The sequence below is a fragment of the Cupriavidus sp. GW821-FHT02F09 genome (genome assembly GCF_059421605.1).
In genome coordinates, this window is record NZ_JBWKVH010000018.1 from 51,987 (window position 1) to 67,335 (window position 15,349).

A 15,349-nucleotide genomic window follows, 5' to 3' on the forward strand; every position below is an offset into this window, starting at 1 on the left:
CAGCATAATTTGCACAGACCGGTACAAAAACCCCATAGAATGAACATCTTTGTTGCATAAATCGATTAAATAGGGCAACAAGCTACACCAACGCCACCCGCCAACCCATCCCATGGACCGCATTACCGCCGCCGAAGTCTTCGTCGCCATTGCCGAACGCGGCAGCATGACGGCCGCCGCCGAGGCGCTGGACATGTCGCGCGCCATGGTCACCCGTTATCTCGCGCAGATGGAAACCTGGGCCGAGCAACGCCTGCTGCACCGCTCCACGCGCAGCCTGAGCCTGACACCCGCCGGGGAGCAAGCGCTGTTGCGCTGCCGCCAGATGCTGGAGATCGCCGCCCAGATGGCACGGCCCGAGCATGAGCGCGCGGGCATGCCGCGCGGCATGCTGCGCATCAGTTGCGCGCAATCGCTGGCCGAGTCCGTGCTTGCCGCGGCCGTGACGGCCTACCTGAAACGCTATCCGGAAACCGCCGTCGACCTGCATATCGCCAGCCAGGCGGTCAACCTGGTGGAGACGCGCATCGACCTGGCGATCCGCATCACCAACGACCTCGACCCCAACCTGATCGCACGCCCGCTGGCAAGTTGCGCCTCGGTGATCTGCGCCGCGCCTGCCTACATCGCCGCCCATGGCATGCCACGCCAGGCGCAGGACCTCGCCATGCACAACTGCCTCACCTACTCGTACTTCGGCAAAAGCCTGTGGCAACTGGAACGCGCGGGGGAAACGCTGGCGGTGCCGGTGCAGGGCAACCTCAGCGCCAATGAATCGACCGTGCTGCTGGCCGCCGCGGTGGCTGGCGCCGGCATTGCCATGCAGCCGCTCTACTCTGCCGCGCCGCTGCTGCACAGCGGGCAACTGGTGGCCCTGCTGCCCGGGTGGCAACCGCAGGCGCTTGGCATCCACGGCGTCTACGCATCGCGCCGGCAAATGCCGGCAATCCTGCGCACCATGCTGGACTTCCTTGCGGAGCGCTTTGCCGCGGACCCCGGATGGCAAGGCGCAGGAACCGCAGCCAGGCTTCCAGGCTAGGCGGGGCGGAGCGCCCCGCCCGCCGCATCACAGCCCCTTCAAAAGCCCCTTCAAAGGCCCCTTCGCTCAGGGCAACACGGGATTCGCCTGCGCGTTCGCCACGCGCCGGTCGGCATCCGCCTGCAGCAGGAAGCGCCTGGCCACCAGCCCGGCGGCCACGCTCTGTACCTTGGCCACATAGCCGGCCTGGTCGGTGTAGAGCGACTCCAGCGAGGGCCGCGTATCGCCAGCCGCAATGCGCGCGGCCTCGGTCTTGTGGAAGGGAATGTAGCTGCCGCTCAGGTTGACCAGATCCACGATGCCCGGCGTGGCCACATAGTTGAACTCCAGGCTGGTGCCCACTGGCGCGTCCACGTCGACGCCGTGGATGCCGGCCTTGGTCAGCCCGGTCTGCGCGTCCACCTGCGGCACCATGATGGCGTAGTCCCGTCCCATGTACGACGGTGGCAGCAAAGTCGGGATGCCGGACTCATCCTGCGGGCGATAGGTCGGGCCGTAGTCGAGCAGCGGGAAGCCGTTATAGCGCGCCAGGTACTGCAGCGCGGGAATCGCAGCATTGCTGCCCGCGCCGGCCCAGGTAATGCCCTTGGTCACGGGGAAGGTCAGCTGATCGGGCCGCACCAGCGTGCCATCGGCGATGGCCGGAACCTGGCTGGCCGGCGGCGCGACATCACGAGCCACCCAGTCTTCCAGCGCGACGAACAGCGCGCGGAAGGTATCGGCAAAATCGACCATGGAGCCTGCCGGGTACACCGTCGACGCTGGCGCGTAGCTGATCAGCGGCGACTTGCCGCCGTGCTGCGTGCTGGCGTAGTAGTAGATGCGCGCATTGTCAGGCTGCTTCAGGTCGGCAAAGCCGTAGGGATCGGTCAGCACCGGCGAGCCCTGCAATTGCCAGAACTCCGTGCCCGACAGGCCGAGGAAGAACTTCGGGCAAGTCTGCGTAGCGGTGCAGCGCTGCATGACGCCGCCGCTGCGGCCCGCCAGCGTGTCGTGGTAGTCGGCAGCCAGCCCGCGCGGCGCGGTCTGCCCGAAGGCGCGATGGTCGGTGCGCAGGCCACCGCCGCCACCCGGCACGGCGAAGCGCGTGTTGATATTGGTCTGGCGCGCGGCCACATGCGCGTAGATGCCGTCGAACACCTTGCTGCCATCCAGCGCCTGGTTAAAGCCAAGATGCAGGAAGGTCTTCATCGCGTTGCCCGATTGCGAAGTGCCCTGCCCGATGGCAAAGTGCACCGCGCCCGCCACCGGATTGGGCGTGCCCGCCGAATCCGCGGCCTGGTGCCGGAAAAACGTGATGGTGTCGCGCAGCGCCGCCAGGCCCACACCCATCACCTTCGGGTCTTTCGCCACGTAGGTGATCTCGTAGAGATAGCCCGGCACGAAGCCGCCCTTGAGGCAGATGTTGGCGGCGTCGGACTTGCCCGGGAAGGGGTTGCCTGCGTTATCGCAGGTGGCGAACTTCCAGTCCGTGGCGGGAATCGCCACGCGCGGGTCGGTCTCGTTTACGCGCCGCGTCAGCGTGTAGCCCGGCAAGGTGTTGTCGAGGCTGGCTGGCGCATAGGGAATCATCGTACTGTTGAACACGCCGCCCGGCAGGCTCATCGACGGGCTGGCAGCGCTCGGGATCAGCTCCGCCGCATACGGGCCGGTAATGCTGGTGCCGTCCTTGTTCTTTGCCACCGGCACCGCCAGCGTGAGCCTTGCCGCCGAGCTCTTCGGCACATCGCCCTGCCAGGCCGAGTACAGCAGCACGTAGCCGCGTTCGAAGTAGAGCGAATCCCCGGGCACCGCGGTGGGGTTCGGCATGGTCAGGATATTGCCGCGATTGGGCGCGTCGTAACGCAGCACGCCACCCGCCTTGCTCATGTCCTTGGGCTTGAGCATGACGAATTCCGTGGTGTACTCCACAAGCCCGCGGCCATTCACCGGGGCCAGCGCCAGGTCCTGGATGATGGCGTTATGCGCATCGGCGGGATCGACCTCGCCCTTGAGCGTGCCCGTGAGTTTTTCGTAGGCGCCTACGTTGCCATAGGTGCCAGGCATGTCTTCCCGCGCGGTGATGGTCAGCGTCATGCCCGGGGTGGCCGCCGCGGTGGACGTGACGGCGGTGCCCGTGTTTGCGCTCTCATCGTTGCCGCCGCAGGCGAGCAACGGCAAAGCTAGCGCCAGCGCCGCCGTGCGGCGCGCCAAGGTGATCTCCATACTTGCTCCTCTCTTGTCGTACGCCCTGCTAAGGGGGGCGTTGGCGCAAAGTGTAGGGAGCGTGGCAATATAAGGTAAATGGATAGTTTCGATGGATTATGCGGATAAACCGCTGAATCGCTTTTTGGGGCGCGTAGGCATTGCGGGAAGAACGCGCTTGGCGCTGCTACCAAAAGCTCGGCCATGGCAACGTGTCCAGCCAGCTTGTCACCCGGCCCGCCGCATAAAGACCCAGGCCGAATATCCCGTGCGTGACGAGGCTATGGAAGCGCGCGGCGGCGGGACGCGGTGTGCGGCTTGCTGCGACGCCGGCGCCCATGGCTGGCTGCATCAAAAAGAAGGGAGCCGCCACGCTGCCAATGCCAACGATCAGCGCGGGGCCGAGCGTCGGATGACGGACCCAGCCGTGGCCCCATAAAGCGAGCAGCACGGCCGCAAATGCGATGCCGATCAGATAATGGGCGACCCAGCCAATCAGGCGTTCGCCCCGTACGCGCGGCGAAGCGGCAATGGGATCGTGGCGAAAGCGCCCTCGCGCCAGATGGGCGAGCCAGCGGCCTACCAGGGCATAGTTCAGTGGAGGAATGCCGAGCAGCCACTGTCGAGCCGCGGCCCAGATGTCCATCACCACGGTCGCGCCCGTCCCGATCAGGAAAGCGCACATCGGGTAGCCCACTGCGTCAGACATGGGTGGCCCCCTTCAGCGCGCCCGACGCAAACGGCGCTCGGGCGCTGACCATCCAGCAGGCCGCAGTGAAGCGAACTTCAGCGCCGTGCACATAGGGATCGAAGGCGGTGCGGACCGTTTCGATGACCTGCATGCGCGTGCGCTCGTCCGCCTCTTGCAGGATCAGGCCAACGGGGCCGAGTTGGGACAGGTAGCCGACCAGTTCGTTCTCGGGGAAGGTGCATTCCACGTTGAGCGGCCGGATGTCGATCTCGGCCCAGCCGCTCTCCTCCAGCATGGAAGAGACCCAATGCCCTTCCGCGAAGGAGAACTGTCCCGGCGCACCTGGCCGGCGGGCGGGCATGCTCGGCAACAGCGGCGCAGCGGCGCGCTCGGCCGTCGTCATGAACGGATTTTCCGCGGCGCTGCGCCACGCGATAAAGCAGAGATCTGCGCCGTCCCGTGCGGCGTGGCGCAGGTTCTTGAAGGCCAGGACCGGGTTGTCGAAAAACATGACGCCGAAGCGCGAGATGATCAAATCGAAGCTTGCGGGCTCGAAGTCATGTTTCTGCACGTCGGCGCGGATGAAGCGTGCGGTGATATCTTCGCGTTCGGCGCGCACCCGCGCAGCGGCGATCATCGGATCCGAAATGTCGGCGCCGGTGCAATGGCCCTTCGCGCCGAGCCGCCGCGCTACGGCGAGCGTGGTGCTGCCCGTACCGCAGCCCACATCCAGCACCCGGTGCCCGGCGCCGCCACGGACCGCTTTGACGAGCAGGTCTTCGAAGGGCTTGAACATCTGGTCGAGCAGCGCCTGCGCCTCGACCCAGGCGCGCCCGGAGCGGCCCCTCCAGAGCGTCGCCTGCTCGCTTTCGGCCTGTTGCGTGACGTCCATGATCGTTTTCCTTTGCTGCCCCAGGGAGCGGAAGCTAGACTGTGCCAGTTCAAGTCGACTTGAGGTCAAGAGGGTGAAAAGCCTAGACATAGCCGAAGTGGCGCAGCAGTCCGGCGTTCCCGCATCGACGCTGCGGTTCTATGAGGAAAAGGGGCTGATTGCCTCCACTGGCAGGCGCGGGCTGCGCCGCCTGTTCGATGCCGGCGTGCTGGAACGGCTGGCGCTGATCGCGCTGGGGCGCGCCGCCGGCTTCTCGCTCGACGAAATTGCCCTCATGTTCGCGCCGCAGGGGCAGCCGCGCATCGACCGGCAGATGCTCGCGGCCAAGGCGGATGAGCTGGACAGGACGATCAAGAAGCTCAGCGCCATGCGCGACGGCCTGCGCCACGCCGCCGCCTGCCCGGCGCCTAGCCACATGGAATGCCCAACCTTCCGCCGCATCGTGCAGGCCGCCGCGTCCGGCGCCCTTGGAGCGCCGCCGAAGAAGGCGCCGCGATCGCCGCGGAGTTAGCGCGGAGTACGCACCATCGGGGTGGTCATGCCCACGCTGTGATAGGCTCGCGTGCCGAGCATATCGCCTCAAAGTCGGATTCCGGCCCATGCCCCATGTCTCCTCCGATCCGACCGAATGCGCCAAGAGTTGCACCGCGAGCATCTAGGCTTGACCGCGCCGGCCCTCACCAAAGCTTGCGCAGCGCCTTCAGCCCCGCCGCGATGCCCGCCTCGTCGATCGCGCCGAAGCCAAACAGCAAGCCCGCACGGTCCTGCGGGCCAAGGTAGTACTCCTGCGTGGTCCAGACCCCGATGCCCTGCTTCCTCGCGCGCTCCGCCAGCGGCTCGAGATCGGCATGGCCAACGCATAGCGCGGCCAGATGCAGCCCGGCGGCGCAGGGCACCGGATCGAGCCGGCCGCTGAAATCCGCGCGCAGCGTATCCAGCAGCAGCTGGCGGCGCACGCCATAGAGCCGGCGCATCTTGCGCACGTGGCGTGCCAGGTGCCCTTCGGCGATGAAGGCGGCGAGCGTGTCCTGCGCGGCGGCAGCGCAATGCCAGTCGCTGCACTGCTTGGCCAGCGTGAGCGCCTGCCGGGCCCACCGCGGGGCCACCACGAAGCCCAGCCGCAGCGTGGGAAACAGGCTCTTGGAGAAGGTCCCGACGTAGCACACGGATTCGGCGCGGTCGAGGGTCTGCAGGGCGTCGAGCGGGCGCTCTCCGTGGCGAAACTCGCCATCGTAATCGTCTTCGACGATGACCGCGCCGTGCGCCTGCGCGAACGCAAGCAAGGCCGCGCGCCGCGCCGCCGACATGGCATGGCCGAGGGGAAACTGGTGCGATGGCGTGACGTAGATCACCCGCGTATCGGCAGGCAGCCGGTCCACCACCAGCCCGTGCGCGTCCACCGGCACCGGCACGATCCTGGCGCCGGCGGCGGCAAAGGCAGCGCGGGCCGGCGGGTAGCCCGGGTCCTCCACCGCCACCACGGTGCGCCCGGGCGTCACCAGCACGCGGGCCAGCAGGTCGAAGGCCTGCTGCGCGCCCGCCGTGACCACCACGTCGCCAGCCTGGCAGGCGACCGCGCGCGCGAACGAGACGTGGCTGGCAATGGCCTCGCGCAACGCAGGCTGCCCTTGCGGGTCTGCATAGGCCACCGGCGCATGGGCCATCGTCCGCATTGCGCGCGCTGTCAGGCGCCCCCACAGGTCTGCCCGGAATGCCGACAGGCTGGGCACGCCTACGCGAAAATCAAAGCGCGGCACCAGCGGCGAAGCTTCCCGAGGCGGCAAGGGCGGCGCGCGCCAGAACGCGGCCAGCCGGCGCTCAGCCTCGGGCGCGCCGGGCTGCGGGGCTGGCTCGCGCGTGGGCGCCAGCAGCCCCGCCACATAGGTGCCGCCACGATCGCGCGCCACCACGTAGCCCTCGCTCAGCAGCAAGTCGTAGGCGGCCACGACGGTGTTGCGCGACACCCCACAGGCCTGGGCCAGCGCGCGCGTAGCAGGCAGGCGCAAACCAGGGCGCAGGCGCCCGTCCAGGATCGCCCCCTTGAGCTGGCCGTGCAGGCTGCGCAGCAAATGGCGCGAGCCGTGTACCGGCAAGCGGATCGGGAAGGCGAATTCTGGATCCATAAACTTCCTTGTTCCTGGTTCTTTTCAGGTACCAGTTTGCCGTCTTATCCTGGCCCTGTCATCCCCATGAGGTGCCTGGAAATGAAACGCTCCGATCTTTCGATGTTGCTGTCGCTGGCCGCCCTGTGGGGCGCCTCCTACCTGTTTATCCGTCTGGGTGCGGGTGAGTTTGGCGCGGTGCCGCTGGCGGGCGCGCGCGCCGGCGGCGCGGCCCTGCTGCTGCTGCCGCTGCTGGCCTGGCGCGGCGGGCTGGCCGGCCTGCGCCGCCGCTGGTGGGCGATCGCCGTGGTAGGGATCACGAATTCAGCGCTGCCCTTCGTGCTGTTCAGCTTTGCCGCGCTGACGATTCCGGCCGGGCTCTCCGCCATGTTCACCGCGGCCACGCCGCTGTTTACCGCGCTGATCGGCTGGCTGTGGTTGCGTGAAAGCCTGGGGGCGCCACGCGTAGCCGGGCTGGCCCTGGGCTTCGCCGGGGTGCTGTGGCTGGTGTGGGATAAGGCAGGGCTGCACCACGGCGCCGCGGGCAAGGCCGCCGGCCTGGCTGCGCTGGCCTGCCTGGCCGCTACCCTGCTCTATGGCTTCTCCGCCAACTTTACCCGCAAGTACCTGGCGGAGGTGCCGCCGCTGACCGTGGCAGCGGGCAGCCAGCTCGCATCGGCTCTGCTGCTGTGCGCGCCTGCGGCCTGGCTGTGGCCGGCCACGCAGCCAAGCGCGCACGCGTGGCTGGCGCTGGGCGCGTTGACCGCCGCCTGCACCGCGCTGGCTTATGTGCTCTTCTTTCGCCTGATCGCCAAGGCAGGGCCAGCGCGGGCAATGACCGCGCTATTCCTGATCCCGGCCTTCGGTGTCTTGTGGGGTGCGCTGTTCCTGGGAGAGCGCATCACCCCTTCGATGCTGCTGGGCTGCGCCGTGATCCTGGCCGGCACCGCCCTGACAACGGGCATTGTGCGCGGATGGAACAAGCGCCTGGCTAGCTAGCGAGGCGCAGGGATGCAGACTGGATTTACGGGGCTTGTAAAAAGCTTCGGCGCGCCACAGTGGGCGCGCCGTTTCGCATGCAGCGTGGGGACGCTGCGATATGCCTTCTTTACCACGGATGCTGTGGATCCCGGGGAACCCTCAGGCCGGGAGTGCCTGTGCCACCACGGTGGCCATGGAGCCGCTGGCAACGCAAACCAGCGCCCAGCCTGCCAACATCCGGAAACTCTGCCAACGGTTCATGATGTGCTCCAGGTATCCGCGCGTCGTTACGGTGACGCCGCGGGGTGATACATGCAATCCGGCGCCTCGGCCATCGAGACCTTTGAGGCACCGGTTTTCACTCAGGCCCTTGCGCCGTCGGTGTACACGTCCCGTGCGCCGCTGCGGGCACCGTCGAAGTACGGGTTGCGCTTGTCGTTGCGGGCGCCGTCGGTGTACGGGTCGAACTTGCGGCTGGGTTCAGACGACACGCCGCTGCGATCCAGGCCCGCGACGGTACGGAAACCATCCGTGTACGGGTCGGTCTTGCCAACGCGGGCGCCATCGGTGAACGGATCGGCCTTGCCGGCGCGTGCGCCTTCGGTGAAGGTATCGAACTTGCCGCTGCGGGCGCCGTCGCTGTAGACGTCGCGGGTGCGGTATTCATAGCCGTACTTGTCGGCGGTAACGGTTGCGGCGGCCTGGGCATGGCCAGCAGCGAATGCTGCGGCGAGGGTGGCGGCGGTGAGCAGGGACTTGGCAAAAAGCTTGGTGTTCATGATGTTCTCCAATCGAAGCATGGGTCCGGGGGTCTGCTTTGGCCGCGGGGACCGGGTTTTAGCTGGTTCGTCGTTTTTTCGCCCTCTTACCTATCACTAGGTAGAGAGGCGGAGCAAAAAAAATGACTTTCGTCTTTGTTCCTCATTTGCTGCATTGGAAACCGGCTGGCTGGGCCTTGTCTGCTTGGCGTTACCTTGCTGCGGGATCCATGGAACACATCTTATCTACCTGTAAGTAGATAGTCAAGGGTTTTTACTAGGTTGTACCTACGATATCCACCAATGGCATAAGCAGCACAAACCAAAGAAGGGGTTCATGAGTCGCTATTTGGCGCTATAGCCCTTTGATGCCCCGCGTGTACTACGCTTTTGGGGTGCGCGGACAACGAGGGATTGCCGCATCGCGGCATCGCGAGCAAACTCTCCGGGCCATGCCCGGGCATCCCCGCGCACGCATCAGCAGCACTCGACTCATCCGCACCGGCGCCCGCGCGGTGCCACCGGGAGGCCTTACAGCCATGAGCGCAGACACCGCTATCGGAAGCCTGGAACCCCCTGGCCCGCAAGCCATTGTTGCGGCGGGCCTGGCCATCGAGCAGGAGGCAGCCACCGCGGCGTTCTCCCCGATGGAGTCGCGCCGCCACCAGATGTGGCCCCTGCTTACCGCCGCCGAGATCGTGCGGCTCCAGCATTTCGGCACACTGCGGCAGTGGCGCGCCAATGAATACCTGTTTCGCACCGGCGACCCTGCCCACGGCATGGTGGTGGTATTGCGGGGCCGCGTGCGCGTCTTGCAGCGCGACGCGCGCGACCGTGCGTCGGTGGTCGGCGAGCACGGGCCGGGCAACTTCCTTGCCGAGGTGGGGCAGCTATCGGGCAAGCCCGCGCTAGTCGACGGCCTGGCGCTGGAGGACATCGAGGCCATCTCGATTCCACCCGATCGGCTGCGCGCGCTGATGGTCGCGGAAGCCGATCTGGGCGAGCGGATCATGCGTGCGCTGATCCTGCGCCGCGTTGGCCTGATCGAGCGCGGCAATGGCCCGACGCTGCTGGGCCGCGGCAGCGACGCGCGCCTGCTGCATCTGCAGGCGTTCCTGCGGCGCAACGGCTATCCCCACACCGTGGTCGACGCGGATACCGATCCCGATGCGTGCGCCCTGCTCGATTTCACCGCCGCCGCGCCCGGCGACTTTCCGCTGGTGATCTGCCCCGGCGGCGCGGTGCTGCGATGTCCGGACGCGGGCCAGCTTGCCACCTGCCTGGGCCTGCTGCCCGAATTCGACCCGGACTATATCTACGATGTGATCGTGGTGGGTGCCGGTCCGGCGGGTCTCGCCACCGCGGTGTATGCCGCTTCCGAAGGCCTGTGTGTTGCGGTGTTCGACAGCCTTGCGCCAGGTGGCCAGGCCGGCGCCAGCTCGCGCATCGAGAACTACCTGGGCTTCCCCACGGGTATTTCCGGGCAAGCATTGGCCGGCCGGGCCTTTGTGCAAGCCCAAAAGTTCGGCGCGCACCTTGCCATCCCCTTGCAGGTGAGCGCGCTGCATTGCGGCGAGCATCCGCAGCGCATCGAGCTGAGCGATGGCCGCAAGATTGCGGCCCGGACCGTGGTCATTGCCAGCGGTGCGGCTTATCGCCACCCCGCCATCGCGGAACTCGATCGCTACGAAGGACGCGGCGTCTACTACTGGGCCTCCCCGGTGGAAGCCCGCCTGTGCAACGGCGAAGAGGTCGTGCTGGTGGGTGGCGGCAATTCCGCAGGGCAGGCCGCAGTGTTCCTGGCCGCGCACGCCAAGCGCGTGCACATTCTCATCCGGGCATCAGGGCTGGAGGCCAGCATGTCGCGCTACCTGATCGAGCGCATCGCGGCCCAGCCCAATATCGAACTGCATACCGGCACGGAGATCGTCGCCCTGGGCGGGGAAGAACGCCTGGCCACGATCGGCTATCGCTCGCGCGACAGCGATCGCGTGACCGAGGTGCCGGTCCGGCATCTGTTCCTGTTTACTGGTGCCGACCCCAATACGGGATGGCTCGCCAGCTGCAATGTGCGCGTGGACGCGAAGGGATTCGTGCTGACCGGCACAGACACGGCGCATGAAGGCACCATGCCGGCATCCACGCTGGAGACCAGTGTGCCAGGCATTTTTGCAATCGGGGACGTGCGCTCGGGTTCCACCAAGCGGGTTGCGGCGGCCGTGGGCGAAGGCGCGGCGGTGGTCGCGCAGATCCACGGCTACCTGGAAAAAATGAAACAGCCGGAGCCGGGAACGCTTGCCATGTAAGCGCTGCCGGGCACCTTGCAAACACCGGACGATGAATTTACTCCTGCCGTTGCACGCCGGCAATCGACCGTGTGGACGGCGCGCGACAGGGCCTGAAATGCGCTTTTATTTACTATATTGGTTGCATGGCAGGAGCTTCAATTCGAAGCCGTCGATAGCGGGAGGTTGCCATGCGTTCGCTTGCAGACATGTTTAGTCCGCCCACCCCGGAGAAAATCGCAGCAAGGGAATTGCAGCAAATGCGGCTTACCTTATTCCAAGCCGAGCGTCGTCTGCTGGAGGCACAGATGCAGGTCGACTACTACCGCGACCTGGTCGCCTTCCTGGAGGAGGTGACCGCCTCTGGCGTCGAGAGCGTCGTGGACAAGCGGCGCGCACCCGTTGCCGCGGAGCATGCGCAAGCGCCCCGCTCCGCGCCCGGCCTCATCACGGTGCCTACCGTACCTTCAGCAGCCTGACGGTTTGCCGTCAGGCCATGCCGCGCGGCTTGAAGCCGCCGCGGCCATCCGCTCGCATGACACGCGGCGCTTGCTGAAGCGTTCCCGATTGCCCAGCCGCCGGCACCGCGCCGGCGCTGTGCGATACTTGCCGCCTCACGCGGCCACCCCCATGCCATCCGCACAGACACATTGCCCCGCACCGGGCAGTGGCGCCCAGCGCGCTCGCCGTGCCGGCAAGGGGGCCCGATCAGGATCCGGGAACAAGGAACATCGAAATGAGCGCACTGCTGCCAGCCATTGAAATCGAAACCGCGCCGTCACCCACGTGGTCGGTCATCTGGATGCACGGGCTCGGCGCCGACGGCAGCGATTTCGTGCCCGTGGTGCCGGAGCTGGGCCTGGCGTCCGCGCCCGGCGTGCGTTTCGTGTTTCCCAATGCGCCGGCCATCCCGGTTACCTGCAACGGCGGCTACGTCATGCCGGCGTGGTACGACATCCAGTCGCTCGATGACGCCCGCCGCCATGCGGACGAGGCCGGCATCCGGGTCTCCCGCGATGCCATCCGCGCCCTGATCGCGCGCGAGAACCAGCGCGGTGTGCCCAGCCACCGCGTGGTGCTGGCGGGGTTCTCGCAAGGCGGGGCCGTGGCCTATACCACAGCCCTGACGCATCCCGAAGCGCTGGGCGGCATCATTGCCCTTTCCACCTATATCCCCGCGCCGGCAATGCTTGCCGCCGAGTTCAGCGAAGCCAACCGCGCCACGCCGATCTTTGCCGGACACGGCAGCGAGGACGATGTGGTGGCCGTGCAGCTCGGCCTGCTGGCGCGCGAGACCGTGGAAAAACTCGGTTGCAAGGTGGAATGGCACACCTACCGCATGTCTCACTCGGTCTGCATGGAAGAGATCAAGGCGATCGGCGCCTGGCTGAATGCGCGCTTCGCGGCGGCCGGGAAATCCTGACCCGCACGCACGCCGCCCCGGCACCGGATAGCGTGGTAGGCTCGCGCCCCACCGCACGATTTGCAAGTCATGATGAAAACCTCTTCCCCCGACGCTTCTGCTTCCGCTTCCGCCCCCACGCCAGCGCCAGCACTCAAGCTCGACTTCAATACCCGCAAGGCCTTGCTGTTTGCGCTCGCCGCCGAGCGCTTGTCGGCATTCTACGAGCACCGCCAATGGATGACCGATGCCCAGGGCGCCACCCTGGCGAGCCTGTGGCTGTCGCGCTCCAAGCTGCAACTGGCGCTGGCCGAGCGGCGCTTGCTGTCGCAACTGAGCGATCAGTTCGCGCGCCAGCTCGCCGGCACGCTCTCGCGCGAGGCCGGGCTGTACACCGCCCACGAAATGATGGAAGCGCTGGACCCCAATTACCAGTCGGCCTTTGCGCACGACCTGCTCGATGAGTGCGAGCGGCTGCTGCATGAGAACGGCGTGACTGAGTGATGACGGGGCAAGCCGGCGCGCGATGCGCCGCGTCCCGCCATGGGGCATCAGCGACTGGCTACGCTGGCCGGGCCGCGGCTCTTGTCGAACTGCTCGGCATCGAGCTGGCGGAACACCAGCGCCGATAGCAGCGTGATCATGCCCACGGTGAAGAACGCCAGCCGGTAAGCTGTGCCGGCCACGCCCAGCTGGGCTGTGAACATGCTGACCAGCCCGCCGCCGATGGTGACCCCGAGGCCGATTGCCAGCATCTGCACCATCGAGAACAGGCTGTTGCCGCTGCCCGCGTCTTCCACGCTCAAACCCTTGAGCGTCACGCTGTTCATGGCAGCAAACTGCATGGAGTTGGTGGCCCCGAACAAAGCGAGCTGCGCAATGGCAAGGCCCACGGGCCATCCCGGCGCAATCGCTGCGAACGAGGCGATCGAGCCACCTACCAATACCGTGTTGACCAGCAGGAAGTTGTCATAGCCAAAGCGCTTGACCAGCGGCACGATCCAGCGTTTGGCAACCACGCCGGCCAGTGCGGCCGGCAGCAGCATCAGCCCCGAATGCAACGGGGAATATCCCATCTGCAACTGCAGCAGCAATGGCATCAGGAACGGTACCGCACCCGAGCCGATGCGGCACACCAGGTTGCCGGCCAGGCCCACGCTGAAATTGGGCTCGCGAAATAGCGCCAGCCGGAACAGCGGACTTTGACGGCGCCGCGCATGCGGGATGTAAAGCAGCGCGGACAGCAGGCTCAGCGCGAACAGGCTGCCGCTCCATGCCGCGTGGCTTGCCTCGCGCGGGGTGTCCAGCGCCAGCGAGAACGCCACCATGCAAAGCGACAACAGGCCGCAGCCAACAAAGTCGAACGGTGGCGCACGGCCAATGGTGTGGTCGGGCAGGTAGCGCAAGACCGCCAGCATCCCGATGGCGCCCACGGGCACATTGATCAGGAAGATCCAGTGCCAGGCCACCGACTGCACGATCCAGCCGCCCAGCACCGGGCCAAAGATCGGCCCGACCTGCCCCGCCACCGAGACAAAGGCCAGCGCCGCGATGTAATGCTCGCCGGAGACGCTGCGCAGCACCGCCAGCCGGCCGATTGGCAGCAGCATGGAGCCGCCCACGCCCTGGATCACGCGGGCAATCACGAGCTGGTCCAGGCTCTGCGCACCCGCGCAGAACAGCGAGCCCAGCACAAAGATCAGGATCGCGGCGAAGTACACGCGACGGGTGCCGAAGCGGTCGGCCAGCCAGCCCGAGGCCGGCGTGAGCATGGCCATGGTCAGCGTGTAGGCCACTACCACGGGCTTCATGTCGAGGGGGCTTTCGTTGAGGCTGCGCGCCATCGCGGGCAACGCGGTGTTGACAATGGTGGTGTCGAGCGTTTGCATGAAAAAGCCCGCTGCGACGATCCACAACATGGCCTTTTGCGAGGTTTGGCTGGTCATCTGGTACGTCTCGAGGCAAGTGCCGGCAATCAGGGGCAATGACCGGCGCGGCATCTGGAGTGGACCGTGGAAGAAGCGATCGGGGCAAAACCAGTGCCAGGAATGCTGCCGATGTTAATACCGGCCATGCCAATCGGGAACCCCGCTAGGTATATTGACTGTCATCGGAAAATCCGATGACAATGCGGCATGCTCAATCCTGTCTGGATCAAGACCTTCGCCACCGTAGCCGCCGCGCACAGTTTTACCGACGCGGGGCGCCAGCTCGGCCTGTCCCAATCCAGCGTCAGCGACCACGTCCGTCGCCTGGAACAGCACGTCGGGCGCCGGCTCTTTGTGCGCGATACCCACACCCTGACCATGACCGCCGACGGCGAGGCGCTGCTGGCGCATGCGCGGCTGATCCTGGATGCCATTGCGCGCGCGGAGTCCCAGTTCAATGCGCCGCGCCTGCAGGGCCGCGTGCGCCTGGGTACTTCCGATGACCTCGCGCTGGGCCCCCTGCCCAATGTGCTGGCGGCGTTTCGCAACTCGCATCCGGATGTGGAGCTGGAAATCACCATCGGCATGACCGGCAAGCTCTACGAGCTGATGGATGCCGGCGCGCTGGACCTGATGATCGGCAAGCGCCGCGAAGGCGACCGGCGCGGGTCTCCGTTGTTCAGGGGCAAGCTGGAGTGGCTAGCCCGGCCCGGCACGGTGGCGGACCTGCGCCAGCCGCTGCCGCTGATCCTGGTGCCCGAGCCCAGTGTCACGCGCGCCATCGTGCTCGATACGCTGGCCAAGGCCGGGATGCGCTGGCAGATCGTCTGCACCAGCAGCAGTCACTCGGGCTGCATCGCCGCCGCGCGCGGCGGGCTGGGCATTACCGTGCGCGCGCAATACCTGTCCGGGCGCGGGCTGTCGCCGCTGGTCAACGGCGACAGCCTGCCGGCGCTGCCGGAGGTGGAGTTCATCTCGCTGCGCGCGGGCCGCCTGAGCCGGCCCGCCGAAACCTTGCTGCAACTGCTGCAAAAGAGCGATCTGCGCGGGTCCTGGCTGGACGAGTAGCCGGCCCCGGCGCATTGGA

14 protein-coding genes are annotated in these 15,349 nt (G+C 66.8%); 8 read left to right on the top strand and 6 right to left on the bottom strand.

Going from position 1 to position 15,349, the window contains the following annotated elements:
* Window positions 1-112: 112 nt before the first annotated feature.
* Window positions 113-1,039, top strand: coding sequence for a LysR family transcriptional regulator (locus AC07XB_RS20625; RefSeq protein WP_492372003.1), 927 nt, complete (start codon window positions 113-115; stop codon window positions 1,037-1,039).
* Window positions 1,040-1,105: 66 nt separating this feature from the next.
* Here AC07XB_RS20625 and AC07XB_RS20630 read toward each other — a convergent pair whose 3' ends face one another.
* The 3 genes from AC07XB_RS20630 to AC07XB_RS20640 form a co-directional block, all read right to left on the bottom strand.
* Window positions 1,106-3,244: an alpha/beta hydrolase domain-containing protein gene (locus tag AC07XB_RS20630; RefSeq protein ID WP_492831473.1), complete on the bottom strand. Its 2,139-nt coding sequence runs from the start codon at window positions 3,242-3,244 to the stop codon at window positions 1,106-1,108.
* Window positions 3,245-3,410: 166 nt separating this feature from the next.
* The gene (locus AC07XB_RS20635) at window positions 3,411-3,932 is read right to left on the bottom strand and encodes a DUF2938 domain-containing protein (protein ID WP_492831472.1); all 522 of its coding nucleotides are present in this window, start codon (window positions 3,930-3,932) and stop codon (window positions 3,411-3,413) included.
* Entirely contained in the window at window positions 3,925-4,806 is an 882-nt protein-coding gene (locus AC07XB_RS20640) for a class I SAM-dependent methyltransferase (RefSeq protein ID WP_492831471.1), read from the bottom strand. Before AC07XB_RS20640 ends, AC07XB_RS20635 begins: the two co-directional genes overlap by 8 nt.
* A 73-nt stretch (window positions 4,807-4,879) precedes the next feature.
* On the opposite strand from AC07XB_RS20640, the gene AC07XB_RS20645 reads away from it, so the two are divergent.
* Window positions 4,880-5,317, top strand: coding sequence for a helix-turn-helix domain-containing protein (locus tag AC07XB_RS20645; protein ID WP_492372007.1), 438 nt, complete (start codon window positions 4,880-4,882; stop codon window positions 5,315-5,317).
* Window positions 5,318-5,483: 166 nt separating this feature from the next.
* Here the strand turns inward: AC07XB_RS20645 and pdxR are convergent, their stop codons facing one another.
* Window positions 5,484-6,929 (bottom strand): MocR-like pyridoxine biosynthesis transcription factor PdxR, encoded by a 1,446-nt coding sequence (gene pdxR / locus AC07XB_RS20650; protein ID WP_492831470.1) that lies wholly within the window; start codon window positions 6,927-6,929, stop codon window positions 5,484-5,486.
* 81 nt (window positions 6,930-7,010) lie between these two features.
* On the opposite strand from pdxR, the gene AC07XB_RS20655 reads away from it, so the two are divergent.
* The gene (locus AC07XB_RS20655) at window positions 7,011-7,907 is read left to right on the top strand and encodes a DMT family transporter (protein WP_492372009.1); all 897 of its coding nucleotides are present in this window, start codon (window positions 7,011-7,013) and stop codon (window positions 7,905-7,907) included.
* 344 nt (window positions 7,908-8,251) lie between these two features.
* Here AC07XB_RS20655 and AC07XB_RS20660 read toward each other — a convergent pair whose 3' ends face one another.
* A complete protein-coding gene (locus tag AC07XB_RS20660; protein WP_416052389.1) occupies window positions 8,252-8,668 on the bottom strand; it encodes a hypothetical protein in 417 nt (138 codons plus the stop codon).
* Window positions 8,669-9,186: 518 nt separating this feature from the next.
* Here AC07XB_RS20660 and AC07XB_RS20665 point away from each other — a divergent pair.
* The 4 genes from AC07XB_RS20665 to AC07XB_RS20680 all read left to right on the top strand — a co-directional run bounded on the left by AC07XB_RS20665 (window position 9,187) and on the right by AC07XB_RS20680 (window position 12,838).
* Entirely contained in the window at window positions 9,187-10,953 is a 1,767-nt protein-coding gene (locus tag AC07XB_RS20665; RefSeq protein ID WP_492807189.1) for an FAD-dependent oxidoreductase, read from the top strand.
* A 170-nt stretch (window positions 10,954-11,123) separates the two neighbouring features.
* Window positions 11,124-11,411, top strand: a complete 288-nt coding sequence (locus AC07XB_RS20670) for a hypothetical protein (protein ID WP_253929278.1) — start codon at window positions 11,124-11,126, stop codon at window positions 11,409-11,411.
* 257 nt (window positions 11,412-11,668) lie between these two features.
* Window positions 11,669-12,355: an alpha/beta hydrolase gene (locus AC07XB_RS20675; protein WP_150989309.1), complete on the top strand. Its 687-nt coding sequence runs from the start codon at window positions 11,669-11,671 to the stop codon at window positions 12,353-12,355.
* Between the two features lie 72 nt (window positions 12,356-12,427).
* Window positions 12,428-12,838 (top strand): hypothetical protein, encoded by a 411-nt coding sequence (locus AC07XB_RS20680; RefSeq protein WP_492807482.1) that lies wholly within the window; start codon window positions 12,428-12,430, stop codon window positions 12,836-12,838.
* 47 nt (window positions 12,839-12,885) lie between these two features.
* Here the strand turns inward: AC07XB_RS20680 and mdtD are convergent, their stop codons facing one another.
* Window positions 12,886-14,280 carry a multidrug transporter subunit MdtD gene (gene mdtD / locus AC07XB_RS20685; RefSeq protein WP_492807186.1) on the bottom strand — a complete coding sequence of 465 codons (1,395 nt, stop codon included), beginning with the start codon at window positions 14,278-14,280 and terminating at the stop codon, window positions 12,886-12,888.
* 189 nt (window positions 14,281-14,469) lie between these two features.
* Here mdtD and AC07XB_RS20690 point away from each other — a divergent pair, with 189 nt between their 5' ends.
* Window positions 14,470-15,330 (top strand): LysR family transcriptional regulator, encoded by an 861-nt coding sequence (locus AC07XB_RS20690; RefSeq protein ID WP_043354809.1) that lies wholly within the window; start codon window positions 14,470-14,472, stop codon window positions 15,328-15,330.
* The last annotated feature ends 19 nt before the right edge of the window (window positions 15,331-15,349 follow it).